The sequence below is a fragment of the Pseudomonas sp. SMV7 genome (assembly GCF_052041995.1).
Lineage (GTDB): Bacteria > Pseudomonadota > Gammaproteobacteria > Pseudomonadales > Pseudomonadaceae > Aquipseudomonas.
This window is the reverse complement of record NZ_JBKGGT010000011.1, coordinates 93,568-108,629: the sequence shown is the minus strand read 5'-3', so window position 1 is coordinate 108,629 and position 15,062 is coordinate 93,568. Positions and strand designations below refer to the sequence as shown.

The window sequence follows — 15,062 nt, the reverse complement described above, 5'->3', positions numbered from 1 at the left end:
AGCAAGCGCCCTGTCAAACCATCCATCCCCAGTGAAATCAAGGCCTCCAGCGGTTGGCACGCACACTGCAATGGTGCTTGCACGACGCCCAAGGAGCCACCCCATGACCCTCGCAAGCCCCACCGCAATACGCCCTGCAGACGACCTGTCTGCCCTGGAGCGCATCTGGTTCACCCGCTGCCCGGTGCCGACCGCCTCTGGCATCGCTTACAAGCTTGGCTGGCTGGAGCACGAGTTCGCCGTCGACGGCTTGCCGGTCTCGACCCTGCAGGAGGCCCGCCAGCTTGGCCATCACCACTACGATCACCAGCTGCCCGGGCTGTTCCGCGAAGGCGGCAACGTACCGGCGTTGGCCGCGCGCGCTGCCGGCTCGCCCAGCCGGCTGATCGGCCTGACCTGGATCGAAGAATGGCAAACCATTCTGGTCCGCCCGGATTCCGGCATCCGCAGCGCCGCCGACCTGCGCGGCAAGCGCCTGGCCCTGCCAGCCTGGGGCGATAGCCGCCCCGGCAGCATCGCCCGGGCCATGAGCCTGCACGGCTACAAAGGCGCCCTGGCGTCGGCTGGCCTGCAGCTGGGTGACGTGCAACTGGTGGAAGTGGCCCTGCTCGACCAGGCCAACGCTGCAACCCCGCAGCTGGGCCTGCAACGGCTGTGGTCGGGGCTGGAGTACCTGGCGCGCGGTGAAGTCGATGCGGTGTACGTGAAAGGCGCGGCAGCGGCTGATGCGGCACGTCGGCTGGGCCTGGTGGTCGGCGTCGATCTCGACCTGCTGGCCGACCCGCGCCACCGCATCAACAACGGCACGCCGCGTCCGATCACCGTACACCAGCGCCTGCTCGACGAGCACTTCGATCTGGTGGTGCGCTTCCTCGCCCAGACCTTGCGTGCCGCGGACTGGGCAGCCAACAACCGCGACGCGCTCAAGCGCATCCTCGAAGAAGAAACCCGTGCCGGCAGCCAAGGCGTGGCGGAGGCCTACCGGGGTGACTTCCACACCACCCTGGCGCCAGACCTGTCCGAGCAGCGCCTGGCCTTTCTCGGCACGCAAAAGGACTTCCTGTACCTGCACGGCTTCCTTGAGGCCGACTTCGCCATCGCCGACTGGGTCGACCCGCGGCCCCTGCAAGCTGCCCATGAACTGCTGGCCCAGCGCCGCGCCTGACCTGACTGGAGATTGACCATGACTGTACTGATCAACGAACGCCCCGTCACTGCCGAACTGCAAGCCTTCATCGACCAGGTGCTGGCCGAAGCCGAAGCGGCCTTCGGCGTATTCCGCGAAACCAACACCATCACGGCCAATGGCACGGTCGGCTTTATCGAACGCGTACCCGGCGAAGAACTGCTGGTAGCGGTCAACTATGGCGGCCCGTGGAACCAGCGCAAGCCGCTGCAGGCCACGGTGAGTGATTTTTCCGGCAACGTCATCGTCGGCAAGGGCAAAGGTGGCCTGGGCCGTTACACCAAGCTGTTCCAGACCCACGCCGATATCACCACCGTGTCACACGTGCACAGCCCGTACCTGGGGGCCTGGGCGCAAACCCACCGGACCTTGCCGTTCCACTATGTGCCGGTGCAACGCTACCAGCTGGCCCGCGAGCTGCCGGTATACATCGACCGGCGCCAGGCCGAGGTGGACTTCATCCTCGACAAGATCGCCGAGAACCCGTTCAACCTGGCGATCCTGGAAGCCAACGGCGGCGCCACGGTGTGGGGCAAGCAGGGGCTGCGAGCCACGGCGGAGTTCATCCTGTTGCTGGAGGAGGGCGCACAGATTCAACTGTTGGCCGATGCCCTGGGTGGGTCGCGGCCGTATGGACCGGGGGTGCTGACCCAGCAGTGGAAAATGAGCGGGTTGTATGAGCGGGCTGACGAGCTGGGCCTGGTGCCGGGTATTGACCGGCGTAGCTGATGTCAACGCTGGGGCGCTGCGCGCCCCCTTGCAGAAAAGGACGCACCCCATGGCAGTAAAGATACTCTGGTACCTCACCACGCCGGACGGCCCGCACCCCTGGGAGCCTGAAGGCCGCTGGCACACCGACTTCGAGCACCTCAAGCAACTGGCCATCGCGGCTGACCGCCTGGGCTTCTACGGCTCGCTGCTCGGCTCCAGCCCCAATGAAAGCCTGGCCGTGGCGGCGGCGCTGATCGACGCGACCAAGCGCCTGCGCTTCCTGGTTGCCCAACACCCGGGCGAGCTGTCGCCAGCCGTGTTGGCCAAATGGGCGCTCACCTTCGACCAGTTCTCCAACGGCCGCCTGCTGTTCAACGTGGTCAATGGCAACGACGCTGGCTTGGCCACCTTGGGCGTGCATTACCCGCACGATGAACGCTACGACTTCAGCCTGGAATACTGGCGCGCCTTCCAACGCTTCTACGCCGGCGACACCGCTGGCTACGACGGCCGCTACGTCAAGCTGTCGCCGCGCTCGCCGGCGGCCGCCTCCCACCCGCTGGGCGGCTGGCACCCACCGAAGCAGAAGCCTGGCATCCCGCTGTGGGGCGCTGGCACTTCGGCACCGGGCGTTGCCCATTCCGTGCAGTTGCTGGATGTCTACCTGAGCTTCGCCGATACCCCGCAAAAGCTCGGTGACAAGTTCCGTCGTGTGGCGGCCGAAGCGGCCAAGATCGGCCGCGAGCTGACCTACGGCACACGCCTGCAGGTGATCGTGCGCGAGACCGAGGAAGAAGCCTGGGCCCATGCCGAGCGCTTGCTGCAGCGCACCTCGCTGGCCACTGCACGGGCCGCCATCGAACGCCAGTTGCCTCCCGGGCAAGACATCGACAGTTACGTCAGCGCCGACCCGCGTATCCAGCGCAACCTCGACAGCATCCGCGCCGGGCGCTTGCCCACAGCCCGTGAGCTGGAAATCTACCCCAACGTCTGGCTGGGCCCCAGCCTGTTCGGCTTCAACATTCTCGGCCCGGCGGCCGGCACCTACCTGGTCGGCAGTGCCGAGCAGGTGGCCGAGCGCATTCGCGAATACGAAGCCCAGGGCACATCGGCCTTCATCCTCTCGGGCTTCCCGCTGATCGACGAGGCCCACCGGGTGGCCGACCTGTTGTTCCCGTTGCTGGACCTGGACCATGGCTTCGACGTACCGCGCCTGGGTGCGGCCAGCAAACCCGGCGTGGCGCTACCGGCGTGAGGAGTGGGTCATGAGCGAGCTGTTTTCGCGCCGGGTGTTTCTCGGCAATAGCCTGGCCGTCGGTGGCGGCCTGCTGCTCGGTGGCGGTTTGCTCAGCGGCTGCGACAGCGGCGCGCCGGCAGCCGCCACGGCGCTGCTGCCGGGTATTCCGGTGCGTGGCGGGCGCTTGCGGGTGGGCATTATCGACGGTGACCAGGCCGGTAACCTCGATGCACACAAGCCGGTAGGTGGGGGCATCATCCGTGGCTGGGCGCTGTACGCCAAGCTCTGGGAATGGAACGCCGATGTCAGCACGCGCCTGGCGCTGGCCGAGTTCGCCGAGCCGAATGCCGATGCCAGTGCCTGGACCATTCGCCTCAAGCCGGGGCTGGAGTTCCACCACGGCAAGCGCATCACTGCCGACGACATGCTGTTCTCGATCCTGCGCCTGACCGACCCGCAACTGGCCTCGCCCTTCGCCGGGCTGGTCGCTGCGATCGACCGCCAGGCCCTGCGCAAGCTGGACCAACGCACGATAGAGATCCGTTTCAAGCAGGGGCAGAGCTTCTACCCGCTGGACGAAACGCTGATCAGCTTCGGTGGTATCGTGCCCACCGACTACCATCCGCTGACCAACCCGGTGGGCGCGGGGCCGTACCGGCTGAAAAGCTTCATTCCCGGCCAGCGCTCGCTCTACACCCGTTTCGAACACTACTACAAGCCCGACCGCCCCTTTGCGGACGAGCTGGAGATCATCGAGTTCAAGGACCAGGTGTCGCGCGCCGCGGCCTTGCGCGCCGGGCAGATCGATGTGGCCAGCGGTGTGCAGGCCGAGCACAGTGCGTTGCTCAAGGCTGACCCACGGCTGCGCCTGTATGTCTCGCCTACCACCTCGTTCAGCGGTTTCAACCTGAACCTGGCCAAGGCGCCGTTCCAGGATGTGCGCGTGCGCCAGGCGTTCCGTCTGCTGGCCGACCGCCAGGAACTGGTAACGCGTGGCCTGAATGGTTTTGGCCGCGTGGCCAACGACCTGTATTCGCCCCACGACCCCACCTACAACCACGCCATTGCCCAGCGCCCATACGACCTGGACCAGGCCCGTTCGCTGTTGCGTCAGGCGGGGCAGGACGATTTACGCGTCGAGCTGACCACCACCCCAGGGCCTGGCGTCAACGCCGCGCTGGTGTTTGCCCAGCAGGCTTTGAAGGCCGGGGTGCAGGTGAAGGTCAAGCAGGTGGACGCGGCTGTCTTCAACGGCCCGCAGCGTGAGCAATGGCAATTGTCGCCCGGCTCGACCCCGGCGCGCGGCTTTCTTGCTTCGGCACTGCACAACGATGCGCCGCAAGCCATCTATAACCGCAGCAATTTCCACGACCCTCGCTTCACCGAACTGTTCCGGCAGGCATTGGCGCAGCCCGACCTGGCCCTGCGCAAAGCCCTGGTGCACGAAGCCCAGGCCATCCAGCACGAACGCGGCGGCTTGCTGGTCTGGGGCTTCTGCGACGTGCTCGATGCCGCGTCGGCCAAGGTCGGCGGGCTCACCCCGGAACAGACCACTTTCGCCTCCTGGCGCTTCGACGAACTCTGGTTGAACCCCAATGCCTGATACACGACACACGCCCCGCACGCCGGCCTGGCTGGCCTGGTTCATCGGCCGCCTCGGTTACGGGCTGCTGACCGCCTGGGTGATCAGCCTGGTGGTGTTCCTTGCCACCCAGGCACTGCCCTCGGATCCGGCGCGGGTGATTCTTGGCCCGGATGCGCCGCTGCAGAGCATCCTCACGCTGCAACGGCAACTGGGGCTCGACCAGCCGATCCTGGTGCAGTACCTGCGCTGGCTGGGCGCGGCGCTACGCGGTGACCTGGGCATTTCGCTGGACTCCCAGGTGCCGGTGGCGCAGCTATTGTTTGCCCGCTTGGGCCACACCCTGGCGTTGTTGGCCGGGGTGCTGGCGCTGGTGGTGCCGGTGGCCTTGCTGCTGGGCGTGAGCCTGGCGCTGCGGCGCGACAGCCGGGTGGACCGCTGGGGCCTTTCCGCGTTGATCCTGCTCAAGGCCACGCCGGGTTTCCTGCTGGCTATCGGCCTGGTGCTGTTGTTCTCCATGCCGGGCATGGGCTGGTTGCCGGCGGTGTCGATCCTCGACCCGCAACTGCCGTTGTGGCGCCAGTGGCCGTCGCTGGTGCTGCCGGTGCTGGCCTTGAGCCTGACGGCCCTGCCGTACCTGACGCGGATGGTGCGGGCCTCGATGATCGAGGCGCTGGAATCCGACTATGTGATCGCCGCACGCCTGCGTGGCATTGCCGAACGGCGCATCGTCTGGCGGCACACCTTGCCCAACGCCCTCACACCGGCGATCCAGGGGGTGGCGCTGACCTTGCGTACGCTGGTCGGTGGTGCGTTGCTGGCCGAAGTGATCTTCAGTTTCCCGGGCATCGGCACCGCGCTGAACGCGGCAATCCAGCTGCGTGACCTGCCGATGATCCAGGGCGTGGTGCTGGTCATCACCCTGGCGATAGTGCTGATCAATCTGCTCGCCGACCTGTTGACGGTATTGCTCACGCCCAAGCTGCGCACCGCGCGCCGGGTGCGGATGATCCGCCGGGTACGGCGTGGCATCCGCCCGTGGTGGCGCCGTGCGCGCAGCATCCCTGCCCAGGAGGCGAGCCATGACTGATCCCCGTTGGCTGGCCGACCCGCAGGTGCGCCGCGGCGCTGTGATCACCTTGCTGATAACGCTGCTGGCAGCGATCGGCCCCTGGCTGGCGCCGCATGCGCCCACGGCCATGGTCGGGCCGGTGTATGGCGCGCCGGCCGCTGGTGCGCCGCTTGGGCACGATTTTCTTGGCCACGACTTGCTGTCGCGGTTGCTCAATGGCGGCCTGTCGGTGCTGTGGATGTCGGTGGCTGCGGCCACCCTGGCATTGCTGGTCGGCGCCAGCCTGGGCCTGTTGGCCGGGTTTTCGCGCAGGCGCCTGGACCAGGCGATCAGCTGGGCGGCCGATGTGTCGCTGGCGTTCCCCGACCTGATCCTGGTGCTGCTGATCGTATCCATGCTTGGCCGGGCGCCATGGCTGATCGTGCTGACCGTAGCCATTGCCTTCACGCCCGGGGTCGTTCGCCTGGCCCGTGGCAGCACGCTGGCGGTGGCCGGACAGGAGTTTGTCGAGGCCGCGCAGATGATGGGCTACCCACGATGGCGCATCCTCTTCCAGGAAATCCTGCCAAACATCCTCACGCCGCTGCTGGTGCACTTCGGCAACATGCTGACCTGGGCGGTGGGCATGCTTTCGGGCGTGAGCTTCCTCGGTTACGGGGTGGCCCCGCCAGCTGCCGACTGGGGCCTGATGATCAACGAAAACCAGGCCGGCCTGCTGGTGCAGCCCTGGGCCGTGCTGGCGCCGGCGCTGCTGATCGGGGTGTTTGCCTATGGCACCAACATCCTGGCCGAAGGCATAGGCCGGGCCAGTGCACGGGTTGCGGAGAAACAGCCATGAACATGCCGCTGAATGTTGTGGACGAGGTATTGCAGGTCAGCAACCTGCGGGTAGAGCTGGCCGGGCAGGTGGAGGTGCTGGCCGAGGTTTCCTTCAGCCTGGCGGCGGGCGAGATCGTGGGCCTGGTGGGCGAGTCCGGTTCAGGCAAGACCACCTTGGCGACTGCCTTGCTGCGCCATGCCCGACAGGGCGCGCGTATCGTCGGCGGGCACGTGAAGGTGGCCGGGCAATCGCTGCTGGAACTGGAAGGCGAGGCCTTGCGCCTGGCCCGTGGCGGGCTGGTCGGTTACGTGGCCCAGGACCCGGCCACGGCGCTGAACCCGGCGTTGCGTCTGCGGACCTTGCTGCGTGAAACCCTGCTGGCGCACCAGCCCAGGCTGTCGCGTCAGGCGCTGCGCCAGCGCATCGGCGAAACCCTGGTGGAGGTGGGCCTGCCTGCTGACGATGCCTTCCTGCGCTGTTTCCCGCACCAGCTGTCGGGTGGGCAGCAACAGCGGATAATGCTGGCCTTGGCGTTTGTGTTGCGGCCCAGGCTGATCGTGCTCGACGAGCCTACCACCGCACTGGACGTTACCACCCAGGCCCATGTGTTGCAGACGCTCAGGCGGTTGTGCCGTGAACACGGTGTGGCGGCGCTGTACGTCACCCACGACCTGGCGGTGGTGCGTGAACTGGTCGACCGGGTCATGGTGATGTACGCCGGGCGGCTGGTGGAACTGGCCGGGCGCGAGGCGCTGTTTGCCAAACCCGCGCACCCGTATACCCGTGCCTTGCTCGCGGCCATCCCGGATGTTGCCAGCCGCCAGCCGCTGCAGGCCATCGCCGGGCAAGCGCCGGCACCCGGGCAACGCCCGCATGGCTGTGCGTTTGCGCCGCGCTGCGGCAGGCGTCGTGCCGAGTGTTCGGTGATCGAGCCGCCGTTGCTGACGCTCGACGGCAAGCACCAGGTCGCCTGCCTGTTGCCGGACCAGGAACCGCGCCACCTTGGGGGGGCGGCTGTCGAGCCGGTGTCGGTACCGAACGAAGCAGTGTTGCTGGAGGTTCTCGGGTTGGATGTCGCTTATGATCGCCAGGTGCTGTTCGACGTCTCATTGTCTGTGAAGCAAGGCGAGTGCCTGGCACTGGTGGGTGAGTCGGGCTCGGGCAAGACCAGCCTGGCCAGGGCCATTGCCGGGCTGGGCGAGAACATCCAGGGGCAGATGCGCTACGCCGGCGAGCCATTGGCGGCAACCGCGCGCCATCGTGCGGCCCGGTTGCGCCACCAGATCCAGTATGTGTTCCAGAACCCGTATCGCGCCTTGAACCCTAGGCAGACAATCGCGCAAACCCTCAGCGCGCCGTTGGCGCACTTTTTCCGGGTTAGGGGGGGGGAAGCGCGTCGTCGGGTCGAGGCGGTGCTGGAGCGGGTGTCGCTGCCGGGGAGCGTGGCCGATTTGTACCCGCACAGCTTGTCTGGCGGCGAACGCCAGCGGGTGGCGATTGCCCGGGCGCTGATCTGCGAGCCGAAACTGCTGGTGTGTGACGAGATCACCTCCGCGCTGGATGTGTCGGTGCAGGCGTCGATTCTGGCCTTGCTGCAGCGTTTGCAGGCGCAGGGGCTGACTTTGTTGTTCGTCACCCATGACCTGGGGGTGGTGCGGGCGATTGCCGATCGGGTGCTGGTGCTACGTCAGGGGCGAATGGTGGAGCAGGGCAGTGCCGAGCAGGTCCTGGATCGGCCGGCTGATGCCTACACCCAAGGGCTGCTGGCGCATGCGCCGAGCCTGGGCAGCGGCATTGCCGGGGTTTGCGGCTGAAGCCGCGAACCTGGGCAATGCCCGTGCCCTTGCTGCGCAATTACCTCACAAACCGTGCCTGGCGCCGGCGAACCTCCTCGCGCACTGCCGGGATCACCCAACGGCCATAGTCCACCGTGTCATACAGTGGGTCATAGCCTCGGTTGAGAAAGGTGCTCACCCCAAGGTCGACATAGTCGAGCAAGGCCTGGGCGACGGTTTCCGGCGTGCCCACCAGCGCGGTGGTATCGCCATAGGCACCCACCGCAGTCGCCGTCGGCATCCACAACGCCCGATCATGCCGGTCGGCGCGGGCGGCGGCGGCGAGCAGGCGTTCGGAACCGGTGCCCTTGATGCGCTTCTGCCATGGGCTGCCTGCCGCGAACTGCGGGTTGGCCTTGATCTGTGCGAGGATCTGTTCGGCACGCTGCCAGGCCAGCTCCTCTGTGGCACCCAGGATCAGCCGCACCGACAGGCTCACCCTTGGCGCCGTCACGCCTGCGGCGTTCGCGGCAGCCTTGAGCTTGCCGATCTGTTCGGCGACACCGCTCAGCGGCTCACCCCACAAGGCATACAAGTCGGCATGCTTGACCGCGATCTGGTAGGCGATGTCCGACGAGCCACCGAAGGAAATCGGGATATGTGGCTGCTGCAGCGGTTTCACCGGCGAGAACGCACCCTTGATGGTGAAGTAGCGGCCCTCGTAGTCGAACGGCTCCTCGGCCGTCCAGGTGCGGCGGACAATCTCGAGGTATTCGTCGGCACGCCGGTAGCGCTCGGTCTTGTCCAGCAGCGTGTCCCCCTCTTGCGGCTCGGCGGTGATACCGGTGATTGCATGCAGGCGGATGCGCCCGCCGCCGGTGGTGTGGTCGAGGGTGGCGAATGCTCGCGCAGCCACCGTCGGCGCGGTCAGGGCCGGGCGGTGGGCGATCATGAAACCAAGGCGTTCGGTGTGCGCGGCAGCATAGGCGGCAATCTGCAGGCTGTCGGCGCTGCCTGGGCCGCTGGCGATCAGCACCCGGTCGAACCCGGCATGCTCATGGGCGCGGGCGTGGTGGCGGATGAACGCCAGGTCGAAGTCCGCTGTTCGGATGCCGCGGGTCTCGGACCACTGGCGGGGGAAGATCATGCCGACAAATTCAATGGACATGGCTGAGGCCTTTCAGGTTGAGGGTGATCAGAACTGGTAATCGACCTGGGCCAGCAGCGTGCGGCCCGGCATCGGTTGCAGGAAGGTGTTGGTCGAACCGGCCAGGCCACTGACGAAATTCAGCTCGTCGGTAACGTTGAGCATGCGCAACGTCACACCCCACTGCGGCTGGCGGTAGTACACGGCAAGGTCGAGGTTGTATTCGTCCGGCACTTTCACCGTCTTGCTCAGGTTCAGGTACCAGCTGCTGGTCCACCAGCCGGAAAGCTCGGCGCCAAACCCCGAGTCGAAGCGGTAATCGACATAGCCACCGGCGTTGTATTCAGGAATCTGCACGGCATCGAACTTGCCGGACGGGCGCTGGTTGAGGCTGTTGTTGTCGCCGAATACGGTGCCGTTGTCGGGAATGAACCCGGCCGAGGCAAACCCGGCCTGGCTGGTGAACTCGTTGTAGGCGCTGATGCGGCTGAGGTTGAGGCCGCCGCGCAGGTGCGGGTCCTGGTAGCGCAGGGTCGCTTCCCAGCCTTTGACGATCAGGCGGGCAATGTTGTTGTTGCTGTCCGGCGACTGGTCGCGGGCCTGCCGGTAGGCCGCCAGGGTCAGGAACAGCTGGTCGGGTAGCGCCTCCACCTTCAAACCTGCCTCGTGCAACACGCTCAGGCTCTCGAAGGCCAGCGGGTTGAGCCGGTTGGCCCCGCTGCCACTGCCCCAACCCAGGCCGTTGGTGAAGAAGCCGGTGTTCACCGCCAGCGAGCGGTCGAAGGTGTAATACAGCGTGCTGTTTTCCGTGGGTTTGAAGTAGGGGCTGACTTGCACCGAGAACAACCGGTAGTTGTTCGAGTCCTTGCGCGGGTTGCCGCCGGGCAGCACGAAGGGGTTTTCGATGCGCGCGTCGATCCAGCTGCGGCTGGCGCCGACGTTCAGGCCCAGGCGCTCGCCCAGGCGCAGGTTGTGCTGGCTGAACAGGGTCCTGGTGGACCAGGTGCTGTCGGCGGTGTACGGCGCCACTGATTCGGCATACAGGCCGTGCCCGGCCGGGTACATGGCGGGCAGGTTGAGCCAGCCGTAGTAGCTGGAGAACTGCGGCACGCCCGCTTGGCCGATCCATGCCGCGTTGCCACCGGCAGGGTTGCGGCCGCTCAGGCCGAGCAGGTCGCCGGGGTTCTTCAAGGCCGGGTCGAGGGTCAGGTCGTAGGCGTTGATGGTGCTGCCGAAGCTGTTGTTGGCGGCGATCGACTCGTTGCGCTCGCGGCGGTAGATCAGCCCGCTGTTGCTGTCGTCGGTCAGGGTCAGGTCGCCCAGTTGCCATTGGCCCCGCGCGCGGAACTCGAAGCGGTTGTCGAAGATGTCGTCCTTGCCCTGCACCTGGAACGCGCCCACGGCGTCGGTGGTGTCGGTGGAGTGTTGGAAGAACGTACTGTTGGCCAGGGTGATCGAAGCGCTCAGGTCACCTTCGACACGCAATTGCGTGGTAAAGCGCCGCGAGCGGTTTTCATCCTGCGCGCGCTGGCCGGTCTGCGATGACAGCGATGTCAGGCCATTACCGGCAAGCGACGGGTCGTAGACCCAGCCCCGCAGGGAGCCGGGGTTGGCCTGGGTGTTGGGTGACGCGCCCTGGAAGCTGCCGTCGACCACCTGATACTGGCCCTGGGCATTGCGCTGTCGCTGCACCCAGCCAAGCACCTGGGCGTCTGCAGCACCGGACGACAGCACGGGTGACCACAACGTGTTGCCGTTCTGAATGATCGGCGTGGCGCGGCCGGCGTAGTACTTGCCGTGGTCGACCAGGCTCTGGCTGGCTCGGTTCCAGCCGTGGGTGATGTTGTAGTCGTAGTAGTCGTCGTAGGCGGCGTTCCAGTCCACCCGCAGGTTGTCATTGCGCCAGGCCAGCGCACCGTAGAAGGCGTCGAAGTTGTTCTCGACGTTGTCGTAGAAGTCATCCTGGCGCTGGCGGGTGATGCTTACCCGGTAGGCCAGGTCATCGGTCAGCGGGCCGGTGTTGTCGACGCTGAACTTGCTGGCATCGCGTGATTCGCCGTCGGGGATCCAGCTGCCGATCTCACCGCTGAGCCTGGTACGGAAACGGTTGAAGTCGGGCTTCTTGCTCAGGTAGTTGACGTAGCCGCCGCTGCCGCTGACCGAACCGTAGGACACCGAAGACGGCCCGGCGACGATGTCGGCGCCCTCGTAGGCGTTGAAGTTGGCAGGGTGGCGAACGCCGTAGGCGCGTTGGCCATCCTGGAATACCTCGGTGTTCTGCCCGCGCATCTGCGGGGCGATGCCGGCGTTCTGACCACCGCCGCGGGTGATGCCGGGGGCGTACTTGACCAGGTCGTCGGAGCTACGGATCGGGTCGTTGGCCAGTTGTTCGGCGTTGATCTGGGTGACCGAACGCGGAGTGTCGAGCACTTTGGCTTCCAGGCCGCCGTAGATCGAGGCAGGCGGACGGGTGGGCAGGGCGTCGTCGTCGCTCTGCTCGGCCTGTACGGTGACGGTTTGCAGCTGGGTGTCTTCGGCGTGGGCCAGCGGCGAGCTGGCGGCCAGGAGCGCCAGCGCCAGGGCGCTGGGCGGGAATTTTGGGTGCAGCAAGGTAACGCGGGACATTGGCTGGGCCTCGTTCGAAAGTGGGCATGTGGGAGAAGCGAGGGCGCAGCCGCGCCTGCGGTTATGGAGGGTGTGGTGCGTGATCGATCGGAGTGGGAACGGGCAAGCCCGCTGCCACAGATGGCCGTGCTGCCCTGGCGATCAGCTTCTGAGCCACACGTTTTCGAACCGCCAGGTACTGAACAGTGACTGCTCCGCCTGCGCGCCACCCACACGGGTGCTGACGCTGTCGAGCAGGTCGGCAAAGCCCCAGATCAGCATGCCGCCGCGCTCGTACTGGACGCGTTGCGCCCGGTGCACCAGTGCCTTGCGTCGCTCCAGGTCCGGTTGGGCCATGGCGGCGAGGAAGGCCTCGCTGAATTCTCGGTCGTGGAAGTGGGTCTTGTTGGCCACCGCGAACGGCGCGTCGGTGTGGATGGCGCTGGCCAGGAACGGTGCACCGATGCTGCCACCGGTACTCAAGGTCCATTCGTCTCGCTGCGGCCCCTGGAAGGTGGCCAGGTCGACCTGGCGCACGTTGAGTGTCACGCCGACGCGCCGGGCCTGTTCGGCCAGTACCAGGGCCGAAGCCAACCCCGGCCCTGGGGTGGTGACCAGCTCCACCTGCAACTGTTCATGGCCGGCTTCGCGCAGCAACTGCGCTGCGCGCTGCGGGTCATGGGGGCGCGGGCCGATGCTGTGGTCGAAGGTTGGGTCGAACGGTGCATACAGGTCGTTGGCCACCCGGCCCTGGCCATTCAGCGCACGGCGCACCAGCTCTTCACGGTCGGCCAGCAGGCGGAACGCCTCGCGCACCCGTGGGTCGTCGAACGGCGCCTTGGTGGTGTTCATGTCGAACGACAGCCAGTTGCCGCTCACCGACTTCAGCAGGCGCAGCCGTGGGTCGGCTTGCAGGACCTGCAGGTGTTCGGTGGACATGACGTTGGCCATGTCGATCTGCCCGGCGCGCAGCGCCGCCAGGCGGCTGGTCTGGTCCTTGAAGTCGATGATCTCCAGTTCGTCGGCGTACGGCTTGCCAAGCTTGTAGTAATTGTCGAAGCGGGTGAACAGTGAGCGCTGGCCTGGGGTGAAGCTTTTCAGTTTGTACGGCCCGGCGCCGACCGGGTTGCTGACCGGGTGGTAGTCCACCGGCACGATGCCGCCGAAGTTGACCCAGGTTTCCGGCAGTGGCAGGTAGCTGCGCCCCTCGCGGAAGCCCAGGCGCACGGTCCGCTCATCCAGCTTGACCAGGTTGTCGCGGTCCACCCAGTGCAGCAGCGCCGCATAGGGCGAGGCCAGCTGCGGGTCGGTGAGGCGGCGGATGGAGAAGATCAGGTCGTCGGCGTCGATGGTCTTGCCGTGGTGGAACTCCAGCCCCGGCTTCAGGCGCAAGGTCCAGTTGCTGGCATTGGCATTGGGCTCGGCGAACTCGGCCAAGGCCAGGCGCGGCTGCATCTGCTCGTCCCATTCCCACAGCTTGCTGTACAGGGCGAAGCCACGCACGATGCCACTGCCGACAGGCTTGTGGGCGTCGAGGTTGCCGCTCTGGCTGCCGTCGATGATGCCCAGGCGCAGGCGCCCGCCATGCCGGGGCGCGTCGGCCACGCCGGGGTTCGGGCTGTCGGCGGGGCCGCAGCCGGCCAGCAACCCGCCGGCCAGTACGCCGGCGTGGCCGAGAAAGCTGCGCCGGCTCAGTGGGTAACTGTCCCTGGCCATGGCATCAGGCTCCGTTGCTGGCGTGCAGTGGCACGGGTTCGGCCGGCGGGCGGGCAAGGGCTGCGCGTTGCTCACGGAAGTGCGGCAGGATGTGCTCACCGATGCGGTAGGCTTCTTCCAGGTGCGGGTAGCCGGCGAGGAAGAACAGATCGATACCGATGCCGTGGTACTCGCGGATACGCGCCACCACGTTGGCGTAGCTGCCCACCAGCGCGCAGCCCGGCGGAATGCCGATGTAGCCGAAACCAGTCCACACGTTGGGGTGGATGAAGAAGTCGTCGAACGCCTGTTGCCCGTCCTTGTCGTGGTAGTCATGCTCGTAGCTCAGCTTGCGCGCCGTACGCAGGCCGGCGTGGGCGGCGCGGGCCTTGGCCGTGCCCTTGGCCACCCCTTCGTCGAAGAACCGCTTGGCCTCGGCCAGTGCTGCGTCTTCGGTTGCGCGGGCGATCACGTCGATGGACAGGCCGAAGCGAATATCGCTGCGGCCCCACTTCAGCGCGCGGGCGCGGATATCCGCAATCAGCGCGGCAATCTCGTCCGGGTGTTCAGCGCGCATCAGGTAGAAGTCGGCGTGCTTGGCGGCGAACTCGCGTGCTGCCAGCGACGAACCGGCCGTGCAGATCAGCGGCAGCTCGGCCTTTTTCAGCGGGCCGCGCAGGCCGCCGCCTTCGGCGCGGTAGTAGCTGCCTTGGTAATGGAACTGCTCGTGCTGCCAGTAGCCGCGCACCACGTCCATGAACTCGGTGGCGCGGGCATAGCGCTGGTCGTGGTCCTCGAAGTCGCCGACCTGGCGCTGGATGGCATCCGAGCCGCCGTTGATGATGTTCCACACCAGGCGGTTGCCGGTGGCGCGCTGGTAGGTCGCGGCCTGCTGCACGGCCACCCAGGGGGTGTAGTGATAGGGCTGGAACGCGGTGACGAACTTCAGCGTGCGGGTTTCCCTGGCCAGTAGCGAGCACACCGTCCACGGCTCTTCGCCAGTGGGCGCATTGACCATCAACGCGCCGCCAAAGCCGTTTATTTCAGCGGCGCGGGCGACCTGGCCGAGGTAGTCGATGTAGGTGAAGTGGTCCCCCACGGCAAACCCCGACACCGCACCGGTGCTGGGCCCGCCCGCATGCCAGTCGCCGCGGTTGCGCGGGTCGCCGGGAAGAAACTGGGTTTCGCCATGCAAGGGCAGGCGGGTAAAGAATTCGATGCTCATGGGCTGGC

At 66.7% G+C, this 15,062-nt stretch carries 11 protein-coding genes; 7 read left to right on the top strand and 4 right to left on the bottom strand.

Annotation, left to right across the window (positions count from 1 at the left end):
* Positions 1 to 103: 103 nt before the first annotated feature.
* The 7 genes from ACLEJP_RS15250 to ACLEJP_RS15220 are packed head-to-tail and all read left to right on the top strand — an operon-like array spanning position 104 to position 8,422.
* The gene (locus ACLEJP_RS15250) at positions 104 to 1,165 is read left to right on the top strand and encodes an ABC transporter substrate-binding protein (RefSeq protein ID WP_440807665.1); all 1,062 of its coding nucleotides are present in this window, start codon (positions 104 to 106) and stop codon (positions 1,163 to 1,165) included.
* An 18-nt stretch (positions 1,166 to 1,183) separates the two neighbouring features.
* Positions 1,184 to 1,915 carry a class II aldolase/adducin family protein gene (locus ACLEJP_RS15245; RefSeq protein WP_289131333.1) on the top strand — a complete coding sequence of 244 codons (732 nt, stop codon included), beginning with the start codon at positions 1,184 to 1,186 and terminating at the stop codon, positions 1,913 to 1,915.
* 49 nt (positions 1,916 to 1,964) lie between these two features.
* Positions 1,965 to 3,152: an LLM class flavin-dependent oxidoreductase gene (locus ACLEJP_RS15240; protein ID WP_289131334.1), complete on the top strand. Its 1,188-nt coding sequence runs from the start codon at positions 1,965 to 1,967 to the stop codon at positions 3,150 to 3,152.
* Between the two features lie 10 nt (positions 3,153 to 3,162).
* A complete protein-coding gene (locus ACLEJP_RS15235; RefSeq protein WP_440807661.1) occupies positions 3,163 to 4,737 on the top strand; it encodes an ABC transporter substrate-binding protein in 1,575 nt (524 codons plus the stop codon).
* Positions 4,730 to 5,806, top strand: coding sequence for an ABC transporter permease (locus ACLEJP_RS15230; RefSeq protein WP_440807658.1), 1,077 nt, complete (start codon positions 4,730 to 4,732; stop codon positions 5,804 to 5,806). The genes ACLEJP_RS15235 and ACLEJP_RS15230 overlap by 8 nt, the downstream gene beginning before the upstream one ends.
* On the top strand, positions 5,799 to 6,626 hold the full coding sequence (locus tag ACLEJP_RS15225; protein WP_440807656.1) for an ABC transporter permease: 828 nt from the start codon (positions 5,799 to 5,801) through the stop codon (positions 6,624 to 6,626). The genes ACLEJP_RS15230 and ACLEJP_RS15225 overlap by 8 nt, the downstream gene beginning before the upstream one ends.
* The gene (locus ACLEJP_RS15220) at positions 6,623 to 8,422 is read left to right on the top strand and encodes a dipeptide ABC transporter ATP-binding protein (protein ID WP_440807653.1); all 1,800 of its coding nucleotides are present in this window, start codon (positions 6,623 to 6,625) and stop codon (positions 8,420 to 8,422) included. The genes ACLEJP_RS15225 and ACLEJP_RS15220 overlap by 4 nt, the downstream gene beginning before the upstream one ends.
* Positions 8,423 to 8,462: 40 nt before the next feature.
* Here ACLEJP_RS15220 and ACLEJP_RS15215 read toward each other — a convergent pair whose 3' ends face one another.
* The 4 genes from ACLEJP_RS15215 to ACLEJP_RS15200 all read right to left on the bottom strand — a co-directional run bounded on the left by ACLEJP_RS15215 (position 8,463) and on the right by ACLEJP_RS15200 (position 15,054).
* On the bottom strand, positions 8,463 to 9,551 hold the full coding sequence (locus ACLEJP_RS15215) for an LLM class flavin-dependent oxidoreductase (RefSeq protein ID WP_440807651.1): 1,089 nt from the start codon (positions 9,549 to 9,551) through the stop codon (positions 8,463 to 8,465).
* Positions 9,552 to 9,578: 27 nt separating this feature from the next.
* A complete protein-coding gene (locus ACLEJP_RS15210; protein ID WP_440807648.1) occupies positions 9,579 to 12,155 on the bottom strand; it encodes a TonB-dependent receptor plug domain-containing protein in 2,577 nt (858 codons plus the stop codon).
* Positions 12,156 to 12,296: 141 nt separating this feature from the next.
* Positions 12,297 to 13,850: an ABC transporter substrate-binding protein gene (locus ACLEJP_RS15205; RefSeq protein WP_440807645.1), complete on the bottom strand. Its 1,554-nt coding sequence runs from the start codon at positions 13,848 to 13,850 to the stop codon at positions 12,297 to 12,299.
* A 4-nt stretch (positions 13,851 to 13,854) separates the two neighbouring features.
* Entirely contained in the window at positions 13,855 to 15,054 is a 1,200-nt protein-coding gene (locus ACLEJP_RS15200; protein WP_440807643.1) for an LLM class flavin-dependent oxidoreductase, read from the bottom strand.
* Between the last annotated feature and the right edge of the window lie 8 nt (positions 15,055 to 15,062).